At 59.5% G+C, this 24,607-nt stretch carries 23 protein-coding genes, 1 tRNA gene and 3 pseudogenes; 15 read left to right on the forward strand and 12 right to left on the reverse strand.

Annotated elements, in window-relative coordinates; all coding sequences use genetic code 11:
• The first annotated feature begins 1 nt into the window (after position 1).
• The 13 genes and pseudogenes from tssF to ACK56M_RS19345 all read left to right on the forward strand — a co-directional run bounded on the left by tssF (position 2) and on the right by ACK56M_RS19345 (position 12,997).
• On the forward strand, positions 2-1,768 hold the full coding sequence (gene tssF / locus ACK56M_RS19285; RefSeq protein WP_411958936.1) for a type VI secretion system baseplate subunit TssF: 1,767 nt from the start codon (positions 2-4) through the stop codon (positions 1,766-1,768).
• Positions 1,732-2,748: a type VI secretion system baseplate subunit TssG gene (gene tssG / locus ACK56M_RS19290; RefSeq protein WP_054572468.1), complete on the forward strand. Its 1,017-nt coding sequence runs from the start codon at positions 1,732-1,734 to the stop codon at positions 2,746-2,748. The genes tssF and tssG overlap by 37 nt, the downstream gene beginning before the upstream one ends.
• Positions 2,745-3,302 carry an FHA domain-containing protein gene (locus ACK56M_RS19295; RefSeq protein WP_054572467.1) on the forward strand — a complete coding sequence of 186 codons (558 nt, stop codon included), beginning with the start codon at positions 2,745-2,747 and terminating at the stop codon, positions 3,300-3,302. The genes tssG and ACK56M_RS19295 overlap by 4 nt, the downstream gene beginning before the upstream one ends.
• Positions 3,299-4,093 carry a type VI secretion system lipoprotein TssJ gene (gene tssJ, locus ACK56M_RS19300; RefSeq protein WP_054572466.1) on the forward strand — a complete coding sequence of 265 codons (795 nt, stop codon included), beginning with the start codon at positions 3,299-3,301 and terminating at the stop codon, positions 4,091-4,093. Before ACK56M_RS19295 ends, tssJ begins: the two co-directional genes overlap by 4 nt.
• Positions 4,094-4,145: 52 nt before the next feature.
• Entirely contained in the window at positions 4,146-5,483 is a 1,338-nt protein-coding gene (gene tssK / locus ACK56M_RS19305; protein ID WP_054572465.1) for a type VI secretion system baseplate subunit TssK, read from the forward strand.
• 1 nt (position 5,484) lies between these two features.
• The gene (gene icmH / locus ACK56M_RS19310) at positions 5,485-6,354 is read left to right on the forward strand and encodes a type IVB secretion system protein IcmH/DotU (protein WP_054572464.1); all 870 of its coding nucleotides are present in this window, start codon (positions 5,485-5,487) and stop codon (positions 6,352-6,354) included.
• 90 nt (positions 6,355-6,444) lie between these two features.
• Positions 6,445-8,124: pseudogene (locus ACK56M_RS19315) on the forward strand (type VI secretion system Vgr family protein); the annotation flags it as partial.
• A gap of 48 nt (positions 8,125-8,172) precedes the next feature.
• On the forward strand, positions 8,173-8,604 hold the full coding sequence (locus ACK56M_RS19320) for a DcrB-related protein (protein WP_054572461.1): 432 nt from the start codon (positions 8,173-8,175) through the stop codon (positions 8,602-8,604).
• A gap of 52 nt (positions 8,605-8,656) precedes the next feature.
• A complete protein-coding gene (locus ACK56M_RS19325) occupies positions 8,657-8,989 on the forward strand; it encodes a hypothetical protein (RefSeq protein WP_411958937.1) in 333 nt (110 codons plus the stop codon).
• Complete coding sequence (locus tag ACK56M_RS19330) at positions 8,914-9,399, forward strand: hypothetical protein (RefSeq protein WP_411958938.1); 486 nt, start codon at positions 8,914-8,916, stop codon at positions 9,397-9,399. Before ACK56M_RS19325 ends, ACK56M_RS19330 begins: the two co-directional genes overlap by 76 nt.
• The gene (locus ACK56M_RS19335; RefSeq protein ID WP_411958939.1) at positions 9,353-11,434 is read left to right on the forward strand and encodes an RHS repeat-associated core domain-containing protein; all 2,082 of its coding nucleotides are present in this window, start codon (positions 9,353-9,355) and stop codon (positions 11,432-11,434) included. Before ACK56M_RS19330 ends, ACK56M_RS19335 begins: the two co-directional genes overlap by 47 nt.
• Before the next feature lie 9 nt (positions 11,435-11,443).
• The gene (locus ACK56M_RS19340; protein ID WP_015271034.1) at positions 11,444-11,971 is read left to right on the forward strand and encodes a hypothetical protein; all 528 of its coding nucleotides are present in this window, start codon (positions 11,444-11,446) and stop codon (positions 11,969-11,971) included.
• 165 nt (positions 11,972-12,136) lie between these two features.
• The gene (locus ACK56M_RS19345) at positions 12,137-12,997 is read left to right on the forward strand and encodes a hypothetical protein (protein WP_137188563.1); all 861 of its coding nucleotides are present in this window, start codon (positions 12,137-12,139) and stop codon (positions 12,995-12,997) included.
• A 126-nt stretch (positions 12,998-13,123) separates the two neighbouring features.
• On the opposite strand, the pseudogene ACK56M_RS19350 reads toward ACK56M_RS19345, so the two are convergent.
• Positions 13,124-13,237: pseudogene (locus ACK56M_RS19350) on the reverse strand (IS5/IS1182 family transposase); the annotation flags it as partial.
• Positions 13,238-13,305: 68 nt separating this feature from the next.
• Here ACK56M_RS19350 and ACK56M_RS19355 point away from each other — a divergent pair.
• Positions 13,306-13,612: pseudogene (locus ACK56M_RS19355) on the forward strand (type VI secretion system tip protein VgrG); the annotation flags it as partial.
• Positions 13,613-13,854: 242 nt separating this feature from the next.
• Here ACK56M_RS19355 and ACK56M_RS19360 read toward each other — a convergent pair.
• The 8 genes from ACK56M_RS19360 to ACK56M_RS19395 all read right to left on the reverse strand — a co-directional run bounded on the left by ACK56M_RS19360 (position 13,855) and on the right by ACK56M_RS19395 (position 19,847).
• Positions 13,855-14,835 carry an IS5-like element ISPpu18 family transposase gene (locus tag ACK56M_RS19360; protein ID WP_058178368.1) on the reverse strand — a complete coding sequence of 327 codons (981 nt, stop codon included), beginning with the start codon at positions 14,833-14,835 and terminating at the stop codon, positions 13,855-13,857.
• 279 nt (positions 14,836-15,114) lie between these two features.
• A tRNA-Gly gene (locus tag ACK56M_RS19365) sits at positions 15,115-15,190 on the reverse strand.
• Between the two features lie 64 nt (positions 15,191-15,254).
• The gene (gene pgsA / locus ACK56M_RS19370) at positions 15,255-15,815 is read right to left on the reverse strand and encodes a CDP-diacylglycerol--glycerol-3-phosphate 3-phosphatidyltransferase (protein WP_039613116.1); all 561 of its coding nucleotides are present in this window, start codon (positions 15,813-15,815) and stop codon (positions 15,255-15,257) included.
• Between the two features lie 32 nt (positions 15,816-15,847).
• Entirely contained in the window at positions 15,848-17,671 is a 1,824-nt protein-coding gene (gene uvrC / locus ACK56M_RS19375) for an excinuclease ABC subunit UvrC (RefSeq protein ID WP_013973365.1), read from the reverse strand.
• Between the two features lie 6 nt (positions 17,672-17,677).
• Positions 17,678-18,316, reverse strand: a complete 639-nt coding sequence (gene uvrY, locus ACK56M_RS19380) for a UvrY/SirA/GacA family response regulator transcription factor (RefSeq protein ID WP_015271036.1) — start codon at positions 18,314-18,316, stop codon at positions 17,678-17,680.
• Positions 18,317-18,379: 63 nt separating this feature from the next.
• A complete protein-coding gene (locus tag ACK56M_RS19385; protein ID WP_054572496.1) occupies positions 18,380-18,769 on the reverse strand; it encodes a helix-turn-helix domain-containing protein in 390 nt (129 codons plus the stop codon).
• 117 nt (positions 18,770-18,886) lie between these two features.
• Entirely contained in the window at positions 18,887-19,318 is a 432-nt protein-coding gene (locus tag ACK56M_RS19390; protein ID WP_015271038.1) for a GNAT family N-acetyltransferase, read from the reverse strand.
• Positions 19,319-19,460: 142 nt separating this feature from the next.
• Entirely contained in the window at positions 19,461-19,847 is a 387-nt protein-coding gene (locus ACK56M_RS19395; protein WP_015271039.1) for a DUF488 domain-containing protein, read from the reverse strand.
• Between the two features lie 128 nt (positions 19,848-19,975).
• On the opposite strand from ACK56M_RS19395, the gene ACK56M_RS19400 reads away from it, so the two are divergent.
• Complete coding sequence (locus ACK56M_RS19400) at positions 19,976-21,592, forward strand: inorganic phosphate transporter (protein ID WP_015271040.1); 1,617 nt, start codon at positions 19,976-19,978, stop codon at positions 21,590-21,592.
• Positions 21,593-21,728: 136 nt separating this feature from the next.
• Here ACK56M_RS19400 and ACK56M_RS19405 read toward each other — a convergent pair whose 3' ends face one another.
• The 3 genes from ACK56M_RS19405 to ACK56M_RS19415 form a co-directional block, all read right to left on the reverse strand.
• A complete protein-coding gene (locus ACK56M_RS19405) occupies positions 21,729-22,424 on the reverse strand; it encodes a glutathione S-transferase N-terminal domain-containing protein (RefSeq protein WP_015271041.1) in 696 nt (231 codons plus the stop codon).
• Between the two features lie 87 nt (positions 22,425-22,511).
• Positions 22,512-23,009 carry a PaaI family thioesterase gene (locus ACK56M_RS19410; protein WP_015271042.1) on the reverse strand — a complete coding sequence of 166 codons (498 nt, stop codon included), beginning with the start codon at positions 23,007-23,009 and terminating at the stop codon, positions 22,512-22,514.
• Between the two features lie 61 nt (positions 23,010-23,070).
• Positions 23,071-24,453 carry an amino acid permease gene (locus ACK56M_RS19415; RefSeq protein ID WP_054572495.1) on the reverse strand — a complete coding sequence of 461 codons (1,383 nt, stop codon included), beginning with the start codon at positions 24,451-24,453 and terminating at the stop codon, positions 23,071-23,073.
• Positions 24,454-24,607: the final 154 nt, after the last annotated feature.

Below are 24,607 nucleotides of genomic sequence, written 5' to 3' on the forward strand. Positions count from 1 at the left end.
TATGTCACTCAAGGACCGATTCAGCGAAGAGTTGCGTTACCTCCATGAACTGGGGAACGACTTCGCCCAGGACAACCCACAACTTGCCCGCCTGCTCGGCAAGGGTGGCAGCGACCCGGATGTCGAACGCCTGATGGAAGCCTTTGCATTCCTCACGGCCAAACTGCGGCTCAAGCTGGAGGACGACCTGCCCGAACTGACGCACCCCATGCTGCAGTTGCTGTGGCCCAACTACCTGCGGCCCCTGCCGAGCGCCACGATCATCCAGTTCACGCCGCGCAAGCAAGCGCTCAGCCAGTCGCAAGCCATCGCCAAAGGCTCGCGGTTGTTCTCCAGCCCCGTGGATGGGGTGCCCTGCGAATTCCGCACCTGCACGGCGGTGGACATTCACCCGTTCGAGATCGAGTCGGTGAACGCAACCCAGACACTCGACAGTTCGGTTGTTCGCATCGGCCTGCAAACCTTGGTCGAGCGGCCGTTGAACACCCTGGGCTGCGCCAGCCTCGACTTTCATCTGAGCGGTGACACCCAAACTGCCCGCACGCTGTACCTGTGGATCGCTCAATACCTCAAGCATGTCTGCGTGACAGTCAATGGTGGGGTACGCCGGCTGCCGGCCAGCAGCATCGTGTTCCCAGGCTTCAGCCCGGACGAAGCGCTGCTGCCTTACCCACAGAACGTCTTTGACGGTTACCGGATCCTGCAGGAGTACTTCGTATTTCCCGAGCGTTTCCACTTCGTCAGCATCACCGGCCTGGAGAAAATCTGGCCTGATCAAGCGACTCAGCGGGTAGGCCTCGAGTTTCACTTCACCCGACAGTTGCCGGATTCGCTGCGTGTCGGCAAAGCAGACTTCAGCCTGTTCTGCACCCCGGCAGTGAACCTGCTCAGCCACAGCGCCGAGCCCATCGACCTGTCCAACCGGCGCGCCCAGGTCGAGCTTGTGCCCAGAGGCAAGGAGCTGCACGCCTATGAAATCTTCAGTGTCGATCGGGTCATCAGCACCCGCACCACGACAGACGGAAGTACCGGCGAACACCTGAGAACCTTCCGCCCCTTCGAGTCGTTCGCCCATGAGATCGAGCATGTGCAAGGGCGCACGGCGCTGTACTACCGCTATACACTCGAGGACTCCCTGCGCGGTGATGGCGTCACCCACCGCATCGCTTTCGTGCGCGCCGATGCCAACGCCTACATTGGCGAGCTGGAAACAGCGTCCATCGACCTGACCTGCACCAACCGCGACCTGCCGCTGGCGTTGGGTATCGATGACATCAACGTGCTCACCGAGATCACGCCGCCCCTGGCCACCTATACCAACATTTGTGCTCCCACCCGCCCCTACCGGCCGGTGCTGGATGGCCAGTTGCAGTGGGCCCTGATCTCCAACATGTCGCTCAACTACCTGTCGCTGCTCTCGGCCGAGCCGCTGAAAGCGGTCATCCGCGCTTACGACTTCGCGGCCTTGCACGACATCCAGCAGACACGCACCACCCGCAAACGCCTCGATGGCATCCGTGATGTGCAAACAGAGCCGCTGGACTGGCTGATCAAGGGCCAGCCCATTCGTGGCTTGCGCACGCGGCTGAAGCTGGACCAAAGCGCATTCCTCTGCGAAGGCGACCTGTACCTGTTCGGTTGCGTGCTCGCGCACTTCTTCGCCCTGTACGCCAGCATCAATTCCTTCCACCAACTGGAAGTGATCAACACCACCAACAACGAGCACTACACATGGCCAATCCAGACCGGCAAGCAACCGCTGATCTAGCCGACAAGCTGTTCGCCGAGGCGCACCAGTACAACTACTTCCAGTTGCTGGAACGCCTGCACGGCTTGCACGGGGATGACCTGGAACCACGCTGGCCAGATCAGGCCACCCGGCTGAGGGTGCGGCTTGCCAGTGACCCGCGGCTGAGTTTCCCGGTTTCCGACATATACAAGGTCGAACGCATGCCCGGGGAAGCTGACCGCTATCGCGTGTGCACCACCTTCATGGGCTTGCATGGCACCGACTCGCCGTTGCCCACCTATTACCTGGAGCAGGTGGCATACGAGCATGCACAGGGCATCGGTGTGCGGCCGGCGTTCTTCGATTTCTTCAACCACTACCTGCTCAGCCTGCTGCATCGCATCTGGCGTAAATATCGCTACTACATCCGCTTTCAGCCGGGAGCTACCGATGGGTTCTCCCAGTACATCTTTGCCCTGCTCGGGTTGAATGACAGGCAGTTGCGCGGGGACACGGCACTGCCGTGGAGCCGGCTGCTCAGTTTCGCCGGCGTCATTGCCAGCCGCAGCCGTGCGCCGGGCACGGTCGCCGGCATCATCGCCCACTGCTTCGACTTGAAGCAGGTACAGATCCGCGAGTTCGAAACCCGCTCGGTCCCCACTGCCGCCAAGCAACTGGTCAGCCTTGGCCGCAGCAACGGCGAGCTGGGCAGCACCTTCATGGTGGGCAGCCGCACGCGAACACGCAGCAGCAAGTTCACCATCGTGATCAGCGAACTCGACCCAGCGCAATTGCGTGACCTGCTGCCCAGCGGCATCAACTTCGGCCGGTTACGGGCACTGATCGACTTCCTGCTGCGGGATGGCCTGGCCTATGACCTGGAGCTGCGCCTGAAGCAGAACGCACTGCCGCCCTTCTGCCTGCACCGTAGCCTGGGTGCCTACCTGGGCTGGACCAGCTTCGTCGATGACCGTCACGGCCAGAGCAGCCCTGTGGTGCGGTTCCGGGGGCGCTCATGAGCACTTTGACCTTGAGCATCACCAACCTGGATCAGTTGCAACACAACGTCACTGCCCGACATCAGTTCGACTGCACAGGCGGCACCATCGGCAGCGCGAAGGCCACCTGGCGGATCAACGATCGTGAGCAGACCGTTGCACCGATCCATTGCGAGATCCGCTGGATCGAGGGCAGCTTCTGCGTCATCGATCGCTGTCAGCGTACCTACCTGAACGACAGCCTCCACAGCCTGGGGTCGCTTACCGCCAGGCGGCTGCTCGAGGGTGACCAGTTGCGTATTGGCGCCTATCGGCTGCAGGCCCAGCTTGCGCAGGCCGATGCACGCTCACTGGAGGACCTGTTCAGCCCTGAACAGAGAACCCTTGATCACTGGTTGCTGGATGTTCCACCCGAGGCTTGTCATGCCGCTGCAGCCGCCCCCCAGACTGTCGCGGACATCTGCTCGGCATTCGAACCGGGCATGGGCAACGACCCCTTGGCGGCACTGGACACAGAGGCAGGGCCGGCGCAGCAGAGCCCACTGGAACGCCTGATTGCAGGAGAACGCCCATGATGCGTCCGACATTCGTGGCCGGCCTGCTGACGGCGCTGATCGGGCTCTCGGGTTGCACGTCCCTGAGCAAGATTGGCCAGGTGGTGATGGACCCGTCATTGCCCGTCGGACCGCCCGGGGAACACCCCACCCAGGTCGCGTTCAGCATCAACGCCAGCCCAACGCTCAATGGCAACCCGAACAGCCTTGAGGTCGCGCCCGAGCCCGGGCCGGTTGTGGAGCCCAGCCCTTACGCGGTCAGCCTGAGCGCAGGCGACCCCTACGTGCTGACCGAGAAAGTCGGGGCCTTGTTCGAGTATCTGCTGGAACAGTTCCCGGCCATGTCGCCCGTCGATTCGCCAGTTGACGATGGCGAGGATCCGGCGCGCTCCCCCATGGAAGAAAGTACCCCGGGCAGCTACGACGACCCGACCGTGGTGCTGACCTTGCCGCGCACCACCACCGTGGCCACCGAACCCGTCGCTACGCCCATGGCCGTGAAGATCCTGCAACTGCGCGACGACTCTCTCTTGCGCAACAGCGTTTACGAACTGCTGGACAAGGACCCTGCCCAGGCACTGCGCAGCACCTACATACGCGATGACGATTACCTGCTGCGCCCTGGCCAGTTCAAGTTCATCCCCTTTGCGCCCATCGAGGCCGAAACGCGCTTCGTCGCGGTGATCGCCGACTACCGGAACCAGGAAAACGCCACCTGGAGCCAGGTGCTGCGCATTCCGCCCCGCGGGCACCAGATCATCCTGTCGGTGTTGCTCAACGACACGCAGCTCCTGCTCAAGGAGGAAGACTGATGGCGCCTGTAACCCCGCCCTTCTCGCTTACTCACGCTGACATGGAGCGCTCATGAGTTCACGTAACCCTGTCCTGTGGCCGGAAGGCCTGTTCGTCAAACCGCAGCATTTCCAACAGGCCGCCCGTGCCGCCGAAGCGGCCCTGCATCAACGTCTTGGCAGCCTGAACGCAGCCTTCTATGGCTTCAGCGAATTGCAGTTGAACGACGAGTATCTGAGCCTGGGCAAGGTCGCCATCACCCGTGCACGGGGCATCATGCCGGACGGCACGGTGTTCGATATCCCTGCAGACCTGCCACCACCGCCACCGCTGGAAATCGAAGACGACGGCGCGAAGGACAGCGAGATCTACCTGTGCCTGCCGCTGCGCACCGAAGGTGGCCGTGAGGTGAGCTGGCCCGATAACCCCGCCAACTTCCGTTACAGCGCCCAGTCCCTGGAAATCAAGGACACGCACAGCGCCGACGGTGACCTGGTGCAGGTTGACCTGGCGGTGCCCAACCTGCAGCTCAAACGCAAGGCCGACGACAGCAGCGCCTACACCCGCCTGGCCGTGACGCGCATTCTGGAGCGGCGCCCCGATGGCAGCCTGCAACTGGATGAAGGCTTCTATCCCACCAGCGTTTCAGTGCGCGCCGTACCCGCGCTGCAACGGTACCTGGAAGAAATCACCAACTCCCTGCGCGAACGTGCGCGCAACCTCGCCGCCCGCATTGGCGCCTCAGGGCAGTCCGGCATCGCCGACATTCGTGACTTCAACCTGCTGCAGGCCATGAACCGCTGGTGGCCATGCTTCCAGCATCTGGCCAGGCAAGGGCAGACCCACCCCGAACAGTTGTACCTGTGCATGAGCCAGGCCTGTGGCGAGTTCGTGACGTTTACCGACGAGAGCCGGCTGCCGCAGGAATACCCCGCCTATCACCATACCGCGCTACGCACCTCCTTCAAGCCGCTGGAGGACACGCTACGCCGGGCACTGAGCACGGTGCTGCAACCTCGCGCCGTTTCGCTGCCGCTGGAGACGCTGGAGTACGGCTTGCTGACAACCACGCTGGAGGATCGCCGCCTGATCGACGAAGCCGACTTCATTCTGGCAGTGCGAGCCCACATGCCGCCTCAGACATTGCGTCGAATGTTCGTGCAGAAGGCAAAGGTCGTCTCGCTGGAGTCGTTGAACGAGGTAGTGCCGCTGCAGCTTCCGGGGATTCCACTGGTGCCGCTGCCCGTGGCACCTCGGGATCTGCCCTTCCATGCAGGCTTCACCTACTTCGAGCTGGACCGTCGTTCCCCGGCTTGGGCGGGCATGGAGGCATCCAGTGGCTTCGGTATCCACGTCGCGGGGGAGTTCCCGGGGCTGGAACTGCAGTTCTGGGCGATCAGGAGCGAATGAAATGAAACAAGAAAACAGCCCCCCAACTGATGCCGAACAGGTCGAAAGCGAGCAACTGCACGCGATGCTCGAGGCGTCATTGTCCAACGACTCACCCGCACCAACAGCGGCTGATGGCCCTGAGCGAACGCCAAAGGCAGAGCCGGTGTATGAAGGCTACCCGGCAGACCCAGACTTCCAGCTACGTGGCGGCTACGACAACCTGATGCTGGATGCCGCCGCCCCTCTATTCGGCCTGGTGATACGCCTGCGTACCCTAGATGCCTTGCCCAACATCAAGGACGTGCATCAGCAAGTGCGTAACCAGATCGAAAACGTGCGTGAAGAGATGCGCCAGCACGGCTACGAGCCCGCTCAGTTGCTGGCGTACTCATACGGTCTTTGCCTTTTCATCGATGAAGCTGTCATGGACAGGCCTTGGGGTAAAACCAGCTGCTGGAGCCAGGAACCCCTGCTCAGCATTTTCCACGACGAAACTTGGGGTGGAGAGAAAGTCTTCACCGTACTGTCGCGCCTCATGCAGGAACCCATACGTTATCAGGACGTGCTGGAGTTCATGTACTTCGCGCTGTGCCTTGGTTTGAAAGGCAAGTACGCCATCGCCCCGAAGGGCGAAGAATCCCTCAACGCACTGATACACCAACTCCACGGGATTATCCGAGAACTGCGCGGCCCGACTCCGGAGACCGTCTGCGACCCATACACCAACGTCGCCCCAAGCAACTTCCGCATGAACCGGCAATGGCCGTGGTGGAGTCCGTTGGTCATTTCCGCCCTCGCCATGGCGGTGGCCTACGGCATCTACAGCTACCGGCTGCACCTCATTACCACCGAGGTGCTGGAGTCGCTGAACGGCATCTTGCAGCAGTAGCGAGCCCACACACGGCTCACCTGATTTCAAGGAATTAGCGAAGCGTTTGCTTCGTTGACAAGCCCATCGTTCCCGATGGCCACGCCACCCGACCTGCGCTCGAACTGGCGCATCTTCCAGCAAAAGACTGTCCCACAAATTCTCGAGCTGATGCTCCAGCGCCAGGGCATCAACCAGTACGAACTGCGCGCCAGCATGGACCATCAGGTCCGCGAGTTCTGCGTTCAGGCCGGTGAGACGGACCTGGCGTTCATCGCCCGCCTGGCTGCTGAAGAAGGCTTCGTCTACCGCTTTGCGCACAGTGAAAAGCTGCACAAGCTGATCATTACCGATCAGCTGCAATCATTCGGGTTGATCAGCCATGGGACCATCAAGGCCGAGGATGACGACGAGGGCTTCTTTGATGCCGACGAACCTGTAGACCCTGACAGCGTGCTGTATCAAGCCACCGGCGGTGGCGATCAAGCCATGCCGTGCCTTCGCCGCTTGCGCTACAGCGAACAGGTGCGCACCGCTCGCCAGGTTCAGCGCGACTACACCTTTACCAACCCGGCCTACCGCCAGGAACACAGAGCTGCCGGGCCCTTCCTGGAGCATCAGTCCAAAGAGTACGAATTCTTCGACTACCCAGGCCGTTACAAACGCGATGCGGTAGGCAAGCCGTTCACTGAAAACCGCATCACTGCGCTGCGCCACGATGTGCGTATTGCCGAGGTTGAGGGTGACGATGTTCGCCTGCAACCGGGCCTGAGCTTCACCCTGACAGGTCACCCACGTGACGACCTCAACGCGCATTGGCGGGTGAACACGGTTACCCACAAAGGCAAACAATTCACCAGCCTGCAGGAAGAAGCCGCTGGCGCAGATGTAAGCACGCACTACGAGCAGACCGCCGTGCTGGTCCCCGGTCGGACCGAATGGCGCCCTGCCCCACTATCAAAACCACGCGTTGATGGCCCGCACATGGCGACCGTGGTCGGCCCGAAGGGAGAAGAGATCTATTGCGATGAGTGGGGCCGGGTGAAGGTCAGCTTTCCCTGGGACCGTGAAAGCCAGAACAACGAGTTCAGCTCCTGCTGGGTGCGTGTGTCGCAAGGCTGGGCCGGTGGCAGCTGGGGCGCGATGGCGATCCCGCGCATCGGCCAGGACGTGATCATCCAGTACGTCAACGGTGACCCCGACCAGCCGATGATTACCGGGCGTACCTACTGTGGTGATCAGCTCCCGCCCTACGATCTGCCCGACCACAAGACCCGCATGACCATCAAGAGCCAGACCCACAAGGGTGATGGTTTCAATGAACTGCGCTTTGAGGACGAACTGGGCAAGGAAGAGGTGTTCATCCATGCCCAGAAGGACCAGAACACCCAGGTCAACAACAACCAGTCTCTCACCGTCGGTGTTGATCGCACCCAGAGCATTGGCCAGGACGAGTCCGTTGCCATCGGCCGCAATCGCCTGCGCGTGGTGAAAGCCAATGACACCCTGAAAGTCGGCGGCGGCAAAAACGACCTCATCGCCGGCGACTACGAGATCGAAGCAGGCAACACCCTGCGACTCAAGTGCGGCAAGACACTGATCGAGATGCAGGCCAACGGCACGCTCAATATCACCTGCGAGACCTTCAACCTCACCGGGCAACAGACCGGACAGATCAACACGCCCGCAGCGAAGCTCGACCTCAACCCTGAGGGCGGAGCGGCGGGTGCCGCAGCGGATGGACGCGATAGCAGTGCACTGAAAGCCGATGTGGATGGGCATTTCAAGTAGCTGCTTGCACTTGCCCGTACGTAAAGACCTCCTGAAAGGACTCCCGCAATGACGGAATACCTGACTCACGACCTGATCCTCAATCTAGGCGAGGAAGCACCTGAAGACCTCACGCTCAACATGCTGCGCTTTCGTGCCCGAGACACCACGTTGGTAATGGCGCGCAGCCCCGTCGCCAATGACAAGACCCTGGACCAAGCCATCGATGACCAACTGCGGATGCTGCGAAAAAAGTCCGGGGCAATGACCATCACACCCACGAAGATCGCGCGTTTGGGGGGCGGTGAACACTCCGTCGAAGCCCGCGAAATGGCCATTGAATTCAAGGTGGGGGACAAGCCCAATTTCCAGCTCCAGGCCGCCTGCATGATTCCAGGTCAGCACCGGCTGCTGGTGATCAACTACAGCAAGCCAAGCCCTTTGAGCAGCGACGACATCGAGCACTGGCGCGCAATCAAACAAAAGCTCCGGTTCACCTGACCCCTTCACCACCCAGGTCAACCTCATTCAGAACTTTTGGAGCTTGTAAGCCATGGCGCAGATCGTTCACGCCGCCCGCATGGGCGATGAAATATTGCATCCGTCCCTGATCGCCGAAATGGTCAGTGCAGTTGCAGAGGCCGTCATTTATGCCGCAGCCACCGCCGCCGTGGCTGCCGCTATCAGCCTGGCCGTTGTCGGTACTGTCGCGACACCATTCCTGAAAAACGTCCTACACCAAGACGGGCGGACGGAACACCCTATCGCCTGCCGCCTTTGCTTGAGCCGCAACCTGACCACGAATGGCGGGTGGTTCGTCACTGGGGTAGCGATGGGGAGGAGTACAAGTTCGAGTACAACCTCGAAGAAGGCGAAACCCTCGTAACAGACGGACTGGGACGTATAGACCGCTATTTCTGGGGCCCGCTGTACGACGTTTACAAGCATGTCGATGCACTTGGGAACTGCTGGCAAGCAGAGATCGTCGCCGGCCAGTTGGTCAAACGAACTGATCCGCAGGGCGGCGAGTGGGGATACAGCTATGACGATATCGGGCGTCTGATCGAGACACGTGACCCGCTTGGGCGAAGCGAACGCATAAGCTATCTGCGCCACTGGGCTTTGCCCGTTCAGGTCACAGACGGAGCAGGACGTACCCGGCGCTACGGCTACGATGCTCATGGCAATTTGCTGTGGGAGCAGGACCCACTGGGCCGGAGCACACAGTATCAATACAACCCGGAAGGACGTGTTACCCGCGTATGGTCGCCTGCTGCAACTCACCAACGAGAATGAAGAGTCCTACACGTTTGGCTGGGACAAACTTGACCGCCTGGTGGCACAACAAGATCTGGATGGAAGTGGCCGGATATACGAGTACGACACACTCGACGGTGTCACCAGCCTAACCCATGTCCCCTCTTCATACGAACAGCCACCCCTCTCCGGCAACGCCCCGCCGACACGGGCCACTTCGATTCGCCATGATTTCCAACGTGATGCCGTTGGCCGTCTGCTGAGCAAACGCACCGAGGATGGCATCACCGACTACAGCTACGACACCGCCGACAACCTGTTGTCCATCACGTTCACGGACAACCAGGGTGAGCAACAGCAGCTTGATTACACCTATGACGCGAACGGGCAGTTGCTCAGCGAAACCAACAGTGCCGGGCTGCTGCAATACCGCTATGACGAACTGGGCAATCTGCAGACGTTGACACTGCCTGACCAGCGTCAACTGAACTACCTGCACTACGGCAGTGGGCACCTTCATCAGATCAACCTGAACGGCCGGGTCATCAGTGACTTCGAGCGCGATGCGGCGCACGACGAAGTATTGCGCACCCAGGGAAGCCTGATCACACGTACCCGCTATGACCAGAGCGGGCGACTGAGCAGCAAGGCCATTCACTATCGCGATGCTTCGGTTGAAGTGCTGCCGTTGCTGGAGAAGAGTTACCGCTATGACAACAGAGACAACCTGATTGCTGAGGTATTGACCCAGACCCAACGTAGTAGCTTTGGCGACATTGCAGCTGATGACATCGCGCATCTTGAGCAGATTATTGGCCATTTTCATCGTTCACCTAACACAGGCAAGAGCTACACCGGTAGCAACCGTTATGGCTACGACCCGAACGAGCAGCTACAGAGTACTCACCAGTCTCGCCCCAACTGGCGAGCGACACAGGTTGAGGATTTCAAGTACGACAAGGCTGGCAACCTATTCGACGGACCGAAGCTCCACGGCCTGATCAAGCACAACCGTGTGCTGGTCTATCAGGACAAGCGCTACCGCTATGACCGATTTGGGCGTATGTGTGAAAAACGAATCGGCAGCCATCTAGTGCAGCGCTTCGAGTATGACGCCGAGCAGCGGTTGGTATGCGTGGAGCAAGCGCGATACGAGGAGACCGAACGCATTGTGTTCGGCTACGACCCTCTGGGGCGGCGGATCAGCAAGGCGGTGTACAGGCACGGCGAAGCCGAGCCGGTACGCCATACGCTGTTTCACTGGCAGGGGTTGCGGTTACTGCAGGAGGTGCAAAGCGGGCTGCCCAGCCTTTTTGTCCATGCGAGTTTGTACGGCTATGGGCCGTTGGTACGCATAGACGGGAAACCGGGTCAGGAAGACATACAGTATTTCCACACCAACTTGGCCGAGTTGCCCGAGCAGTTGACGGATGAACAGGGCCATACACTCTGGCGCAGTGACTATCAGGGTTCGGGCGCCATACGGGATGAATGGCACAGTCCACGACAAGAGCGTGAGCAGAATCTGAGATACCAAGGGCAATACCTTGACCGAGAGACGGGGCTTCACTACAACACTTTTAGATTCTATGATCCGGATATAGGCAGGTTTACGCAGGTAGACCCCATAGGTTTGGCTGGCGGCATAAATCTTAATATATACGCCCCTAACACACTAACCCATATCGACCCGCTAGGGCTGGCCGTAGAGCAAATTCCATACGGAAGCGGATTAAGTCAAAATGTAATCAACCAAAGAGCTATCGACGGAAACCACACCGCAGCAAAGACAAATTATGCAGCCATCAGATACACTATTAACGACAAGGAGTACGTAGAAGTAATGAGAAATCACGGACCACTCCACTCAGAAGAAAGACTCATCTCAAAATACGCCAACAGGAAAGAGGTGAAAATTATTGAAATATACTCTGAAAGACGACCCTGTACCGGCTGCAATTCTCTTGTGAATCGCTACTCCGCTAAAAACACATACAGCTTCCAATACAGCAGCTCTGGCAGAAGCCTATTGCAGCAAGCCTTGAACAGCATAAAGAAAACCACTTGCCCGTAGGAGAAAAACATGGAGCTTCCTTTCGTGAAATTTCAAGCCCAATACACCAACATGGAAAATGGTGCAATTGATAATTCCGTCGTACTTTCCGACGTACGGAGCAAAGCCTGTCTATTGCCACCCTACAAAAACAACAAAACAGAGTTCTATAATACGCTATACCACATCCCAGCACTGAATAAGCACTTTGCTTTCTTTGGGCACGACTTCACCGGATGTTTCTTTGTCAACAAAGAGGACTCATCCATCGGATACATGTTTGAAAACGACGAGCTGACCAACACTGCATATTGCAACTCCACAATAAATCTCTTCATAACCTTTCACAACCTATTTATAAACCTAATAACTAGAATAATTAGCATTGAAATATTAGATACCGACAAGCAGATCGCCACACTTGAAAAGCTTTATTCCGAGATAGACAGGAGAGCCATGGCTGATGAGAATAACTTTTGGGTCATGCGCCTCTATGAGTTATCAGAAGATTTTTTCCCGCTGGATGACTCGAGAATAAAGCTCTACCAATCATTATAGCAAGCACAACTAGCAATCTCACACACGGACAAGTTCGGGGACAAGGCAGTACTTCATAGAGAACTTTTAAACACGAATAGTGTATATGCGAATGGCTCACGCGGAATTTTGGCTCAAGGCGGTGCGACCCCAGACATCGCCGAAAATGGCGCACGACTTTGGGGAATGCAGCCAACAAAACTAGCTCAACCTGACAACCCAGGAAAAACTCTAGCGGAAACAGATGGCAATTACCATGCTGGAAAACATATACATGGGAAATACAACGACAAACAAATATACCAAATTTTACGAAACGCAAAAAAGAAAGGAATCAACTCTATCCGCATCTTGATGCGACATCACAAGACGCATGGAGACAGGGCGATGGAAAAACTTTTACGCATGCGGTGGATAATGAAAATTACAGCCCCCTTCCTACAGAGCCAAATATTAACCCTAAAAGACGAATTTGATCAATACACCACAATGGTCAGACCTACACTTGAAGCATGCAAACTACACGTTACCGAATGGCGACTCTCACTTGGCAAATCCCTAGAATTAATACCGTTTGAACTTATAATCCCCAGCATACTTAATACAAAATTTCGAGCAATTAGCAAACCCACAAAATCAGACTTGAGATCAAAGAACCTAATGAAGTACGGGCTTGACGCTACCGGAGAACCTATCCTATCAATAGGCCGCCTGGACAAGAATATTGATAAATTTGGCGAAATTGTGAGATTCAAATATGACGACCTGATATTAAACTGTCAAATCTTTCCAGTAGACCACAAAAAGGATAGACTCTCATCTATCACCAAAATAATTCACCAAGAAAACATACAATACTATATAACTATAAACCCACCACACAACTGGAGCATTAGAACAAACCTAATCAAACAAGACAAAATACATAGAAGCACGATCATGGCCGCAACTTGGCATCATCAATTAGATTATGATTTTATTTATAACACCGTAGAAAATCTCGAGAAGATCGTCGTCGGAAATCATATACATTGGTCACCCCTATGAAAACTCCGAACAAGTTAGCCCGAGCGCTCAATGAGCAATATATTGACGCCTTAGCGCCGATTTCTCTGACGTCAATTGCCTCAAAGCCAAGGCTTTGCCCTGGTTCGCGGGTACCACAGGCGCACCTCACCCTACAGCGCTCAATAACTGCCGACGCGCCATCGACAGATTCGACAGCGCAAACAATGTCGTCAGTTGCGTCGTATTCTTGGCCAAGCGGCGATAGCGAGACCGAGTATGACGACGAAGGGTTCTACGAAGATAGCGACGGTCAACTCTAGGTTTCATAGCAAAGCGGCGACAGGCTACCAAGTGACGACCTCAACGTATTGGCGGGTGAACCCGGTTGCACACAAAGGCAAACAACTCACCAGCCTGCAGGAAGAAGCCGCCGGCGCAGATGTAAGCACGCGCTACTAACAGACGGCCGTGCTGGTCCCCGGCCGGACCGAATGGCGCCCTGCCCCACTGCCAAAACTACGCGTTGACGGTCCGCACATAGCTACCGTGGTCGGCCCGAAGGGAGAAGAGATCTATTGCGATGAGTGGGGCCGAGTAAAGGTCAGCTTTCCCTGGGACCGTGAAAGCCAGAACAACGAGTTTAGCTCCTGTTGGGGCGGGTATCCTAAGGCTAGGCCGGTAGCTGCTAGGGCTTGATGAAGAGCTCGGAGACCACACCCCACACCTCGTCCGAGTATTCGTAACGCTTAGGGAAGGTCTGAAGTAGCCCTGTATTTCCGGTCGACTTCAGCCCTCGCTGCTTTTGAAAGCGGGCCGTCGATCAAATTCGACCAGGTAACCCGCTCAGTTCTCCGTTTTTGGCCGCCGCGAGCACCTCGCAGCAGCCATTTTCCGCATTACAGGTGCACCTTTCCTGCGGTAGTCAGCAAATGTCGGCGCGCCATCCATAGGTTCGACAGCGCGAACAGCGTCACCAGCTGAGCGGTGTTCTTGGCCAGGCCACGGAAGCGCACCTTCACGTAACCGAACTGGCGCTTGATCACTCGAAACGGGTGCTCGACCTTCGCTCGCACTTGTGCCTTGGCCTTCTCGATCTTGCGCTTGGCTTTGTACAGGGCGCTGCGTTTATCGAGCTTCTTGTAGGTGCTGCGGCGTGCTGCGACCTGCCAGATCACTTCGCGGCCAGCATGTTCGGGGCGCTTTTCGACGCCGGTGTAGCCGGCATCGGCGCAGACGACGTTCTCGTCACCGTGCAGCAGTTTTTCGACCTGGGTGATATCCGCCACGTTGGCTGCCGTGCCTACCACGCTGTGTACCAGCCCCGACTCATCATCCACGCCGATGTGCGCCTTCATGCCAAAGTAATACTGGTTCCCTTTCTTGCTCTGGTGCATTTCCGGGTCGCGCTTGCCGTCCTGGTTCTTGGTCGAGCTGGGCGCGTGGATCAGTGTGGCATCGACGATAGTGCCCTGGCGCAGCGACAGGCCGCGATCCCCCAGGTAGCCATTGATTACGCCGAGGATGCCGGCTGCCAGCTCATGTTTCTCCAGCAAGCGACGGAACTTGAGGATGGTGGTTTCGTCGGGAATACGCTCGAGGCTCAGCCCGGCGAACTGACGCAGGATGGTCGTCTCGTAGAGCGCTTCTTCCATGGCCGGGTCGCTGTAGCCGAACCAGTTCTGCATCAGATGGATACGTAACATGGCCATCAGCGGATAGGCTGGACGACCACCTTCACCCTTTGGGTAGTGTGGCTCGATCAGGGCAATCAATCCCTTCCACGGCACCACCTGATCCATCTCGATCAGGAACAATTCCTTACGGGTCTGCTTGCGCTTGCCGGCGTACTCGGCGTCGGCGAAGGTCATCTGCTTCATGGAAAAACTCGGCTGGCGGGATCGGCGTATTTCACCAGATTCAGGAAGTCTTTTTCAGACCTTCCTTAGCCATCACAGAATGCCTTTCCGTCGATGCCGGGGAATTCTGCAAAGTTTCAGCGTTCGGGGCGGTGATTGGGTTATTTGGGATTTCGTACAAAGCCTGGAAAGGCCCGAATGCCCATGGATCCTGATGGATCTGACTGAAACGAAAAAAGACGCCGAAGCGTCTTTTTTCAATGATTTACAGACTTCCAAAGAACCCTGTAAATCTATATTTGGAGCGGGAAACGAGACTCGAACTCGCGACCCCGACCTTGGCAAGGTCGTGCTCTACCAACTGAGCTATTCCCGCGTCGTGATGGGTGCCATTCTAGCGATTTCTAAAACAGCGTCAACCCCTTGATTCAAAAAAACTTTTATTTCTGCTCAGAGCCTTCGCGCAGGTGCGGCCAGGCGGCCAGCAGGTAGTGCACCATCGACCACAGTGTCAGCCCCGCCGCCACCAGCAGCAGCGCGTAGCCGAGGATTACCCAGAAGGTCACCGCTGGCGGGTTGCCCAGCAGGATCACCAGCGCCAGCATCTGCGCCGCGGTTTTCCACTTGCCAAGGTTGGACACCGCCACATGCGCGCGCGCGCCCAGCTCGGCCATCCACTCGCGCAGCGCCGAAACCACGATCTCGCGGCCGATGATCACCGCGGCCGGCAGGGTCAGCCAGAAGTTGGCGTGGGTCTGCACCAGCAGCACCAGGGCCACCGCCACCATCAGCTTGTCGGCCACTGGGTCGAGGAAGGCACCGAACGGCGTGCTCTGCTGAAGACGACGCGCCAGGTAGCCATCCAGCCAGTCAGTGGCGGCGGCAACGGCGAACACACTGCTGGCGGCCATGTAGCTCCAGTGGTAGGGCATATAGAACAGCAGGATGAAGATCGGGATGAGCAGGACGCGTAGAACGGTGAGCAGGTTTGGAATATTCATCGGTACGACTGGCCGCAAGTTGAGCCCGCATTCTACTCGCTATGCAGGCTGGCATAAATCGACTCGGCAAGCTTTTTACTGATGCCGGGTGCTTTGGCGATTTCATCGACACTGGCGCGGTTGAGCTCCTGCAGGCCGCCGAAATGTTTCAGCAGGTCGCGCCGGCGCTTGGGCCCTACCCCGGCCACATCCTCCAGGCTGGACACCCGGCGGGCCTTGCCGCGGCGGGCGCGGTGGCCGGTGATGGCGAAACGGTGGGCCTCGTCGCGGATCTGCTGGATCAGGTGCAAGGCCGGTGAGTCGCCCTTGAGGGTGAACTCATGGTGCACGTCGTTCAGGTACAGGGTTTCGAAACCGGCCTTGCGCGTCACGCCCTTGGCCACGCCAAGCAGGGTCAGGTCGCTGAAGCCAAGCTCCTGCATCACGTCACGGGCCATGTTCAGCTGGCCTTTGCCGCCGTCCACCAGCAGCACGTCGGGCAGCTTGCCCTCGCCATCCTTGATGCGCCCGTATCGGCGGGTCAGGGCCTGGTGCATGGCGGCGTAGTCGTCACCAGCGGTGACGCCTTCGATGTTGAAGCGGCGGTAGTCGGACTTGAGCGGGCCTTCGGGGCCGAACACCACGCAGCTGGCCACGGTGGCTTCGCCGCTGGAATGGCTGATGTCGTAGCACTCCAGGCGCTGCGGCACCTCGTCCAGGCCCAGCACCTCGGCCAGGGCCTCGAAACGTGCGGCCATGTGCTGGCGGTTGGCCAGGCGCGCATTGAGCGCCTGCTCGGCGTTGGTCACCGCCAGCTGCTGCCAGCGGGCGCGGGTACCGCGTACCCGGTGGCTGATGGTCAACTCGCGGCCGCGCAGGGTCTGCAGGGCTTCGCTGATGGCGGCGAAGTCTTCGTGCACCACGTTGACGATCAGTTCGCCCGGCAATTCGCGCTCGGCATTGCCCAGGTAATACTGGGAGAGGAAAGCGGCCATCACTTCGGCCACCTCCTCCTCGATGCCCACCTGCGGGAAGAAGTTCTTGCTGCCCAGCACCCGCCCGCCACGCACGCTGATCAGGTGCACGCAGGCGCCACCGGGGTTGACGAAGGCGGCGATAACGTCGACGTCGCCGCTGCCGCCTTCGATGTACTGCTGGTCCTGGACGCGGCGCAGCAAGGCGATCTGATCGCGCAGCTCGGCGGCCTTCTCGAAATTGAGGGCCATGGCGGCCTTCTCCATCTCGGCATTGAGCTCGTTGCCCAGTTGCTGGCTACGCCCTTCGAGGAACATCACCGAGTGGCGCACGTCCTCGGCATATTCCTCGGCGGTCACCAGGCCCGTGCAGGGCCCTTTGCAGCGTTTGATCTGGTACTGCAGGCATGGCCGGGTGCGGTTGGCGTAGTAGCTGTCTTCGCACTGGCGCACCGAAAAGGCCTTTTGCAGCAGGCTGAGGCTTTCGCGAATGGCGCCTGCGCTGGGGTACGGGCCAAAGTAGCGGCCCTTGGCCTTCTTTGCCCCACGGTGAATGCCCAGCCGCGGAAACTCGCCGTCGGAAAGGAACACGTAGGGGTAGGATTTGTCATCGCGCAGCAGGATGTTGTACGGCGGCCGCCACTCCTTGATCAGGTTCTGCTCCAGCAGCAGCGCCTCGGTTTCGTTGGCGGTGATGGTGGTTTCGACCTGGGCGATGCGGGCCACCAGCGCGGCGGTCTTGGGCGCCAGGCCGGTCTTGCGGAAATAGCTGGCCAGGCGCTTCTTGAGGTTCTTGGCCTTGCCCACATAAAGCAGCCGGGCTTCGCCGTCGAACATCCGGTAGACGCCCGGGCGACCACTGCAGGTAGCCAGGAATGCGCTGGCATCGAAAACTTGGGACATGAGGTTTTACAGGCTTGCGTCGACCATGCCGTGGCGAACGGCCAGCAAGGTCAGTTCGACGTCGCTGGTGACCGAGAGTTTTTCAAAGATCCGATAACGGTAAGTATTGACGGTCTTGGGCGAGAGGCACAACTTGTCGGAGATGATCTGCACTTTCTGGCAGCCGACGATCATCAGGGCAATCTGGATTTCCCGCTCCGACAAGGCATCGAACGGCGAGCCCTGTGGCTGGAATGGCTTCAGCGCCATCTGCTGGGCAATCTGCGGGCTGATGTAGCGCTGGCCGGCGAAGGCCAGGCGGATGGCCTGGACCATTTCGTCAAGGCCGGCGCCCTTGGTCAGGTAGCCAGCAGCGCCGGCCTGCAACAGGCGCGTGGGGAACGGGTCTTCCTCGCACACGGTCACGGCAACCACCTTGATGTCCGGGTGGCTGCGCAGCAGCTTGCGGGTGGCCTCCAGGCCGCCGATGCCGGGCATTTTCACATCCATCAGCACCACATCCGGCTTCAGTTCACGGGCCAGCCTGAGTGCCGACTCGCCCGAATCGCCCTCACCCACCACCTGCAGGCCATCGATGTCGGCCAGCATGCGTGTAATACCGGTTCGTACCAGATCGTGATCGTCGACCACTAAGACCCTAATCAAGCACACACCTCGTCAGCAGGGCGATTGGATCCCGCCACCTTAACAAAATTTTTCACGGCGGACCTAACGCATTCCTTCCGTAAGAAACCCCTGACGTTCAACCGTAAGCGGCCTCACTGTCTGCCGGGATTTGTCGTTGTTGGTCAAACGCCGCAACAAGTGCCAGAGTGCCGCCTGATCGTCGAACGACAACTGCCGGAAAGCCCCCAGCAAACCGGACTCATCGGCGCTCAGCCCCTCGAGCGGTGCCGGGGTGCGGATACCGCTGAGCACATAGAGTGCATCCACGCCCCGGGTTGCCAATGCCGCCAGGTAATCGACCCGCGGCGAGCGTTCACCACTCTCGTATTTGCCCTGGGCATTGGGTTCGACCCCACCGATATCGCCAAACACGCGCTGGGTCATCCCCAGACGCTCACGCTCTTCCCGCAGCCGCGGACCGATTCCATTCATGGGGGGCTCCTTATCCCTGATCACACTCATGTACGGCCTACCCACCTGCAGGCAGCCGTGAACGCCTGAGTTCACTATGCCGATGCTCACCAGTCGCGACAAGCCATCATTGAGCTATTAGTCGATCGTGCGCTGCATGCGCACAAAGCATTCGTCCTCACCCATTTCGACGAAGCCGTGGCGCTGGTAGAGCACGCGCGCCGGGTTGCTGCGAAACACCATCAGCCGCAGCAGCGGCAGGTGCCGCTGGCGGGCCCACAGTGCCAACTGCTCCAGCACCCAGCTGCCGACTCCACGCCGACGGTGCTCGGGTAACAGGTGCAACTCGCGGATGAACAGCGCCTGGCGGTCCTGGCTGAGGCTGCAGAAGCCGAGTACCGCGTCGCCTTCGGTCACCAGCCACTGCTCGCGCCAGCCCCAGGCTTCGTCGAAGGCTTCCTCTAGCCACAGCAGGTCATATTCGCGGTAGTACGGCAGCATGGCGCGGCGCGTGAGGTCGCGGGCGAAGGTGCGGTGGGTGTCGTTGGCGGGGGTCAGTTTCAGTGACATCACATTTCATACTCTTCGGTTTGCCAGGCCCGGCCCTATCGCCGGCAAGCCAGCTCCCACAGGTACAGCGATAGCCTTGAAGGCAGCGCAGTACCTGTGGGAGCTGGCTTGCCGGCGATAGGGCCAGTACAACGAACACCAATCATTGGGCGTAGCACACGGGCGAACTGCCGGGCCCACGCCGGTCCAGTTCGTCCTCCAGCCATTCAGCCAACACCCGGGCATTGTTGTGCTCGGTATCCTTGCCCGCATAAAGCAATGTCAGCGTGCCCTTTCCGGCCAGGTCCAGCAGCGGGTACCAGTGCTCGGGGTGGGCCGCCAGCTCTTGCTGGTAACGCTGGGTGAAGCCCGCGAAATCAACTTCACCCTGGTGAAACGCCTTGCGCAACTCATCCGAGGGTGCAACTTCGCGCAACCACTGCCCGTGCAGGTCTTCCTTGCGCTTGTTACGCGGCCACAGACGATCGACCAGCACGCGCTGACCGTCGTCTTGCTCAACCGCATCGTAGACACGCTTGCAGCGAATCATGGGTTTCTCCTGCCACTACCGTCCGTCTTGAGCCTAGATAAATCATTGATCGAGGTCACGGCCGGGTTACGAATTGTTTCTATGCTCAAGGCCTTCGGCACCCTTGCCACACCCCAACCGGAGCCATCATGGCAACCCCTTCACTGGCCAGTCTGCCGCAACTGGCCGAACGCGATGCCCGCCCGCAACTTGCCCACAAGCCCGGGCGTGCCACCCTGGTGTTGTTCTTCGGCCTGTTGCTGGCCGGCATTGCCTACACCGCCTGGAGCCTTAAACAGGATGTGACGGCCAGCGGCACGGTAATCACCACAGTCACACCATTCCTGCTGCTGGGCCTGGCGTTGCTGATTGCCCTGGGCTTCGAGTTCGTCAATGGCTTCCATGACACCGCCAACGCAGTGGCCACCGTCATCTACACCCACTCGTTGCCTGCCCCCGTCGCCGTGGTCTGGTCCGGGCTGTGCAACTTCCTCGGCGTGCTGCTTTCCAGTGGCGCGGTGGCGTTCGGCATCATCGCCCTGCTGCCGGTGGAGCTGATTCTGCAGGTCGGCTCCTCGGCCGGTTTCGCCATGGTCTTCGCCCTGCTGCTGGCAGCGATCATCTGGAACCTCGGCACCTGGTGGCTGGGCCTGCCGGCCTCATCCTCGCACACCCTGATCGGTTCGATCATCGGCGTGGGCGTGGCCAATGCCCTGATGCATGGGCGCGACGGCACCAGTGGCGTGGACTGGGCCCAGGCCAGCAAGGTCGGTTATGCCCTGCTGTTCTCGCCACTGCTCGGCTTTGCCTGTGCCGCCCTCTTGCTGCTGGCACTGCGCGCGCTGGTCAAGCGCAAGGCGCTGTACCAGGCGCCGGAAGGCCAGAGACCGCCACCGTGGTGGATCCGCGGCGTACTGATCCTGACCTGCACCGGGGTGTCCTTTGCTCACGGCTCCAACGACGGCCAGAAAGGCATGGGCCTGATCATGCTGATCCTGGTTGGCACCCTGCCGATGGCTTACGCATTGAACAAGACCATGCCCAATGAACAGGCCCTGCAGTTTTCCGCGGTCGCCGAGGTAACCCGCCAGGCACTGGTGCGCGGCGCCCCGCAAGCAGCACCGGCCGACCCACGCCAGGTGCTGACCACGTTCATTGCCGAGCCCAGGGCCAACCCGCAACTGATACCGGCGCTGGCGGCGCTGACCGGCATGATCGGCGAAGAGGTCAAAGGTTATGGCTCGCTCAAGCGGGTACCGGCCGAAGCCATGGCCAACGTGCGCAACGACATGTACCTGACCAGCGAAGCCATCCGCCTGATCGAGAAGAACCAGCTGGTGGTATTCGATGCAGGTACACGCAGCCAGGTGCTGCTGTTCAAGACCCAGCTGGATGATGCCACCCGCTACATCCCGCTGTGGGTGAAAGTGGCCGTGGCCATCGCACTGGGGCTGGGCACCATGGTCGGCTGGCGGCGCATCGTGGTGACGGTAGGCGAGAAGATCGGCAAGACCCACCTCAGCTATGCCCAGGGGGCTTCGGCCGAAGTGGTGGCAATGTGTACCATTGGTGCGGCGGACATGTTCGGGTTGCCGGTGTCGACTACCCATGTGCTGAGTTCCGGGGTGGCCGGGACCATGGTGGCCAACGGGTCGGGGATTCAGAAGCGCACGCTGGTCAACCTGCTGATGGCCTGGGTGCTGACCTTGCCGGCAGCAATGCTGTTGGCCGGCAGCCTGTACTGGCTGCTGCACCACATTTTCTGAGCCTGAAAACAGTTTCGCCTTCACTGGCCCTATCGCCGGCAAGCCAGCTCCCACAGGAACACCACAGACCTCAAGCCCTGTGCATTCATTACCTGTGGGAGCCGGCTTGCCGGCGATAGGGCCCTTACAGCCAACCTCAACCTGGAATTTTCAGCCCGCGTTGCACGGCCGGCCGCTCGAGGAACGCCGCCAGCACCCGCTGCACTTCCTTGAACTGATCGAAGCCTACCAAATCTCTGGCGTTGTAACGCTCAACCAGGTTACGCACCCACGGGAAAATCGCGATATCGGCAATGCTGTACTCGTCGACCATCCATTCCCGGCCTTTCAGATGCCGGTCCAGAACACCGAGCAGGCGCTTGGACTCGTTGACATAACGGTCCCGCGGGCGCTTGTCCTCGTATTCCTTGCCAGCAAAGAAATGGAAGAATCCGACCTGGCCAAACATCGGCCCGATGCCACCCATCTGGAACATCAGCCACTGCAAGGTCTGGTAACGCTGGGCCGGGTCCTGGCTGAGCAACTGGCCGCTCTTCTCTGCCAGGTACTGCAGGATCGCCCCCGACTCGAACAGCGGCAGCGGCCGGCCGCCAGGGCCATTGGGGTCGAGGATGGCGGGGATCTTGTTGTTGGCGCTGAGCGAGATGAACTCGGGGCTCAGCTGGTCATCGTTGTCGAAGCTGACCTTGTGCGGCTCATAGGCCAGGCCGATCTCTTCGAGCATGATCGACACCTTGACGCCGTTGGGCGTCGGCAACGAATACAGCTGCAGGCGCTCGGGGTGTCTGGCGGGCCACTTGCGGGTAATGGGAAAAGCACTGAGATCGGTCATGATCAACCTGGCCTGGGGAATGAACCTCTCACTCTAGAGACATCCCCGGCCGCTGACCATCACCGACCACTCATCAGCACCAGCGGCTCAGGCCTGGCCGTGGGCCTTGAGCTTGAGCTTTTCGGTATCGACGCGAACGAACACCGAGTCGGCAGTCACTGTCAGCACATCGTCGGCCCAGACTTCGCAGAGCACCCGGGTCTTGCGCCCTACCTCACCTTCCACACGCGCCTTGAGCAACAATTCGACACCCATGGGCGTGGGCTTGAGGTAGTTCAGGCCAAGGCTGCCAGTGACACAGTCGATGCGCGGCAGGCTGCCCGCTTCGCGACCTTCGTTGCGGTAGTGGTAAGCCATTGCCGTCCAGTTGGAGTGGCAGTCGACCAGCATCGCCAGCAGCCCGCCATAGACCAGGCCGGGCCAGCCGATGAAGGTGCTGTCGGGCGCGTGCCGGCACACCAGGTGGATGCCGTCGGCGTCCCAATGGCTTTGCAGGTGCAGGCCGCTGGGGTGGGAACAACCGCAGCCGTAGCAAGTGCCGTCGGGTGCGGCGAGGGCCTGGAGGGAAAGGGAGTGGTCGTTCATACGCTTCCTGTGCTTATTGATATGGGGGGGCGCGCAACGCCCCCACATTAAAACAGAAACATCAGGCCGTCTGGGCAACCACCCTGGCGCGCCGCTGGGTCAGCGAAACCAGCAGGATGAACGCGGTCACCCCGGCGGTCATCAGCGTCTCGTAGCGGTAGGCATCGCTGAACAGCATGTAGCCCAGCACCATGACGATGGTGCCGATCACCAGCCAGGTCAGCCATGGGAACAGCCACATCTTCAGCTCCAGCGGCCGCCCTTCGCGCTCGGCACGGGCCCGCATGCGCAGCTGCGAAACGGCAATCACCAGGTACACCAGCAAGGCGATGGCGCCGGTGGTGGACAGCAGGAAGCCGAATACCTTGCCCGGGAACACATAGTTGACGAAGCACCCGGCAAAGCCGGCCAGGGTCGAGAAGATGACCGCCACGGTCGGTACGCCCGAGCCGGAGATACGCTTGGTAACGCTCAGCGCCTGGCCACGGGCGCCCAGCGAATAGAGCATGCGCGACGCAGTGTACAGGCCCGAGTTCATGCAGCTGGTCACGGCCACCAGCACCACGATATCCACCAGCAGCTTGGCGCCCGGCACGTTCAGCACTTCCAGCACGCGCTGGAACGAACCTACCGCTTTGAGGCCCGGGTCGTTCCACGCCACAAGCGACACCACAAGGAAGATCGACGCCAGGTAGAAGATGGCGATGCGGTACACAACAAGGTTGGTAGCGCGGCGGATCTTGTCTTTCGGGTTGGCGGTTTCGTCAGCGGCAATGGTGACGATTTCGGCGCCGAAGAACGAGAAGATGGTGATCAGCACGCCACCGAGCACGGTGCCGAAACCGTTGGGCATGAAGCCGCCGTTGTCCCACAACCGGCTGACCCCGGACACCTCGGCCAGCGGCCAGACGCCGAATACCGCCAGGCTGCAGACCACGATGAAGGCGATGATCGCCACCACCTTGACCAGCGCGAACCAGTACTCGAAGGCACCGAAGTTCTTCACGCTGATCAGGTTGGTACCCGACAGCACCAGCATGATCAGGAAGGCGAACAGCCACGACGGCACGCCAGGGAAGTAGGCATGCAGGATGTCGGCGCCGGCAATGGCCTCGACCGGAATGATCAGTACCCAGAACCACCAGTACAGCCAGCCGATGGTAAAGCCCGCCCAAGGGCCGATGGCTTCGGAGGCATAGGTGGAAAACGAGCCGCTGTTGGGGTTGGCGATGGCCATTTCACCCAGCATGCGCATCACCAGCAAGACCAGCAGGCCAGTCATGGCGTAGGAGATGAGGATGGCCGGGCCGGCGGTGGCGATGGCGTTGGAGGAACCGATGAACAGGCCGGCGCCGATGATGCCGGCGATGGAGATCATGGATACCTGACGGGACGTCAGGCCGTGCTGCAGGGAGCGCTGTTTGTTGTTGTTTGGCGAAGCCATGAAGAACCCTCGAATGGGTCGGCCGCAGCGGGGCGGCTGAAGACTGGAGCAGAATTCTTATAAATTTCTGATGTTCGTTTTTGTTGTTTTGCAGATGCCGGAAGCGGGTACTGACCTCCTCTTCGCACGACCGGTTGTAATCGTTGATCCAGGT

It is taken from the genome of Pseudomonas sp. s4, assembly GCF_046764235.1.
In the GTDB taxonomy this organism is placed as follows: Bacteria; Pseudomonadota; Gammaproteobacteria; order Pseudomonadales; family Pseudomonadaceae; genus Aquipseudomonas; species Aquipseudomonas asiatica.

Excerpts from the sequence above, each read along its gene's own strand:
- ACK56M_RS19410 (WP_015271042.1), bottom strand. The coding sequence starts at position 23,009 with ATGAACGACCACTCCCTTTCCCTCCAGGCCCTCGCCGCACCCGACGGC.
- tssK (WP_054572465.1), top strand. The coding sequence starts at position 4,146 with ATGAGTTCACGTAACCCTGTCCTGTGGCCGGAAGGCCTGTTCGTCAAA.
- ACK56M_RS19320 (WP_054572461.1), top strand. The coding sequence starts at position 8,173 with ATGACGGAATACCTGACTCACGACCTGATCCTCAATCTAGGCGAGGAA.
- ACK56M_RS19415 (WP_054572495.1), bottom strand. The coding sequence starts at position 24,453 with ATGGCTTCGCCAAACAACAACAAACAGCGCTCCCTGCAGCACGGCCTG.
- ACK56M_RS19360 (WP_058178368.1), bottom strand. The coding sequence starts at position 14,835 with ATGAAGCAGATGACCTTCGCCGACGCCGAGTACGCCGGCAAGCGCAAG.
- uvrC (WP_013973365.1), bottom strand. The coding sequence starts at position 17,671 with ATGTCCCAAGTTTTCGATGCCAGCGCATTCCTGGCTACCTGCAGTGGT.
- tssG (WP_054572468.1), top strand. The coding sequence starts at position 1,732 with ATGGCCAATCCAGACCGGCAAGCAACCGCTGATCTAGCCGACAAGCTG.
- ACK56M_RS19390 (WP_015271038.1), bottom strand. The coding sequence starts at position 19,318 with ATGTCACTGAAACTGACCCCCGCCAACGACACCCACCGCACCTTCGCC.
- tssF (WP_411958936.1), top strand. The coding sequence starts at position 2 with ATGTCACTCAAGGACCGATTCAGCGAAGAGTTGCGTTACCTCCATGAA.
- tssJ (WP_054572466.1), top strand. The coding sequence starts at position 3,299 with ATGATGCGTCCGACATTCGTGGCCGGCCTGCTGACGGCGCTGATCGGG.
- ACK56M_RS19295 (WP_054572467.1), top strand. The coding sequence starts at position 2,745 with ATGAGCACTTTGACCTTGAGCATCACCAACCTGGATCAGTTGCAACAC.
- ACK56M_RS19345 (WP_137188563.1), top strand. The coding sequence starts at position 12,137 with ATGCAGCCAACAAAACTAGCTCAACCTGACAACCCAGGAAAAACTCTA.
- ACK56M_RS19405 (WP_015271041.1), bottom strand. The coding sequence starts at position 22,424 with ATGACCGATCTCAGTGCTTTTCCCATTACCCGCAAGTGGCCCGCCAGA.
- pgsA (WP_039613116.1), bottom strand. The coding sequence starts at position 15,815 with ATGAATATTCCAAACCTGCTCACCGTTCTACGCGTCCTGCTCATCCCG.
- ACK56M_RS19325 (WP_411958937.1), top strand. The coding sequence starts at position 8,657 with ATGGCGCAGATCGTTCACGCCGCCCGCATGGGCGATGAAATATTGCAT.
- ACK56M_RS19400 (WP_015271040.1), top strand. The coding sequence starts at position 19,976 with ATGGCAACCCCTTCACTGGCCAGTCTGCCGCAACTGGCCGAACGCGAT.
- ACK56M_RS19385 (WP_054572496.1), bottom strand. The coding sequence starts at position 18,769 with ATGAATGGAATCGGTCCGCGGCTGCGGGAAGAGCGTGAGCGTCTGGGG.
- ACK56M_RS19340 (WP_015271034.1), top strand. The coding sequence starts at position 11,444 with ATGGAGCTTCCTTTCGTGAAATTTCAAGCCCAATACACCAACATGGAA.
- icmH (WP_054572464.1), top strand. The coding sequence starts at position 5,485 with ATGAAACAAGAAAACAGCCCCCCAACTGATGCCGAACAGGTCGAAAGC.
- ACK56M_RS19395 (WP_015271039.1), bottom strand. The coding sequence starts at position 19,847 with ATGATTCGCTGCAAGCGTGTCTACGATGCGGTTGAGCAAGACGACGGT.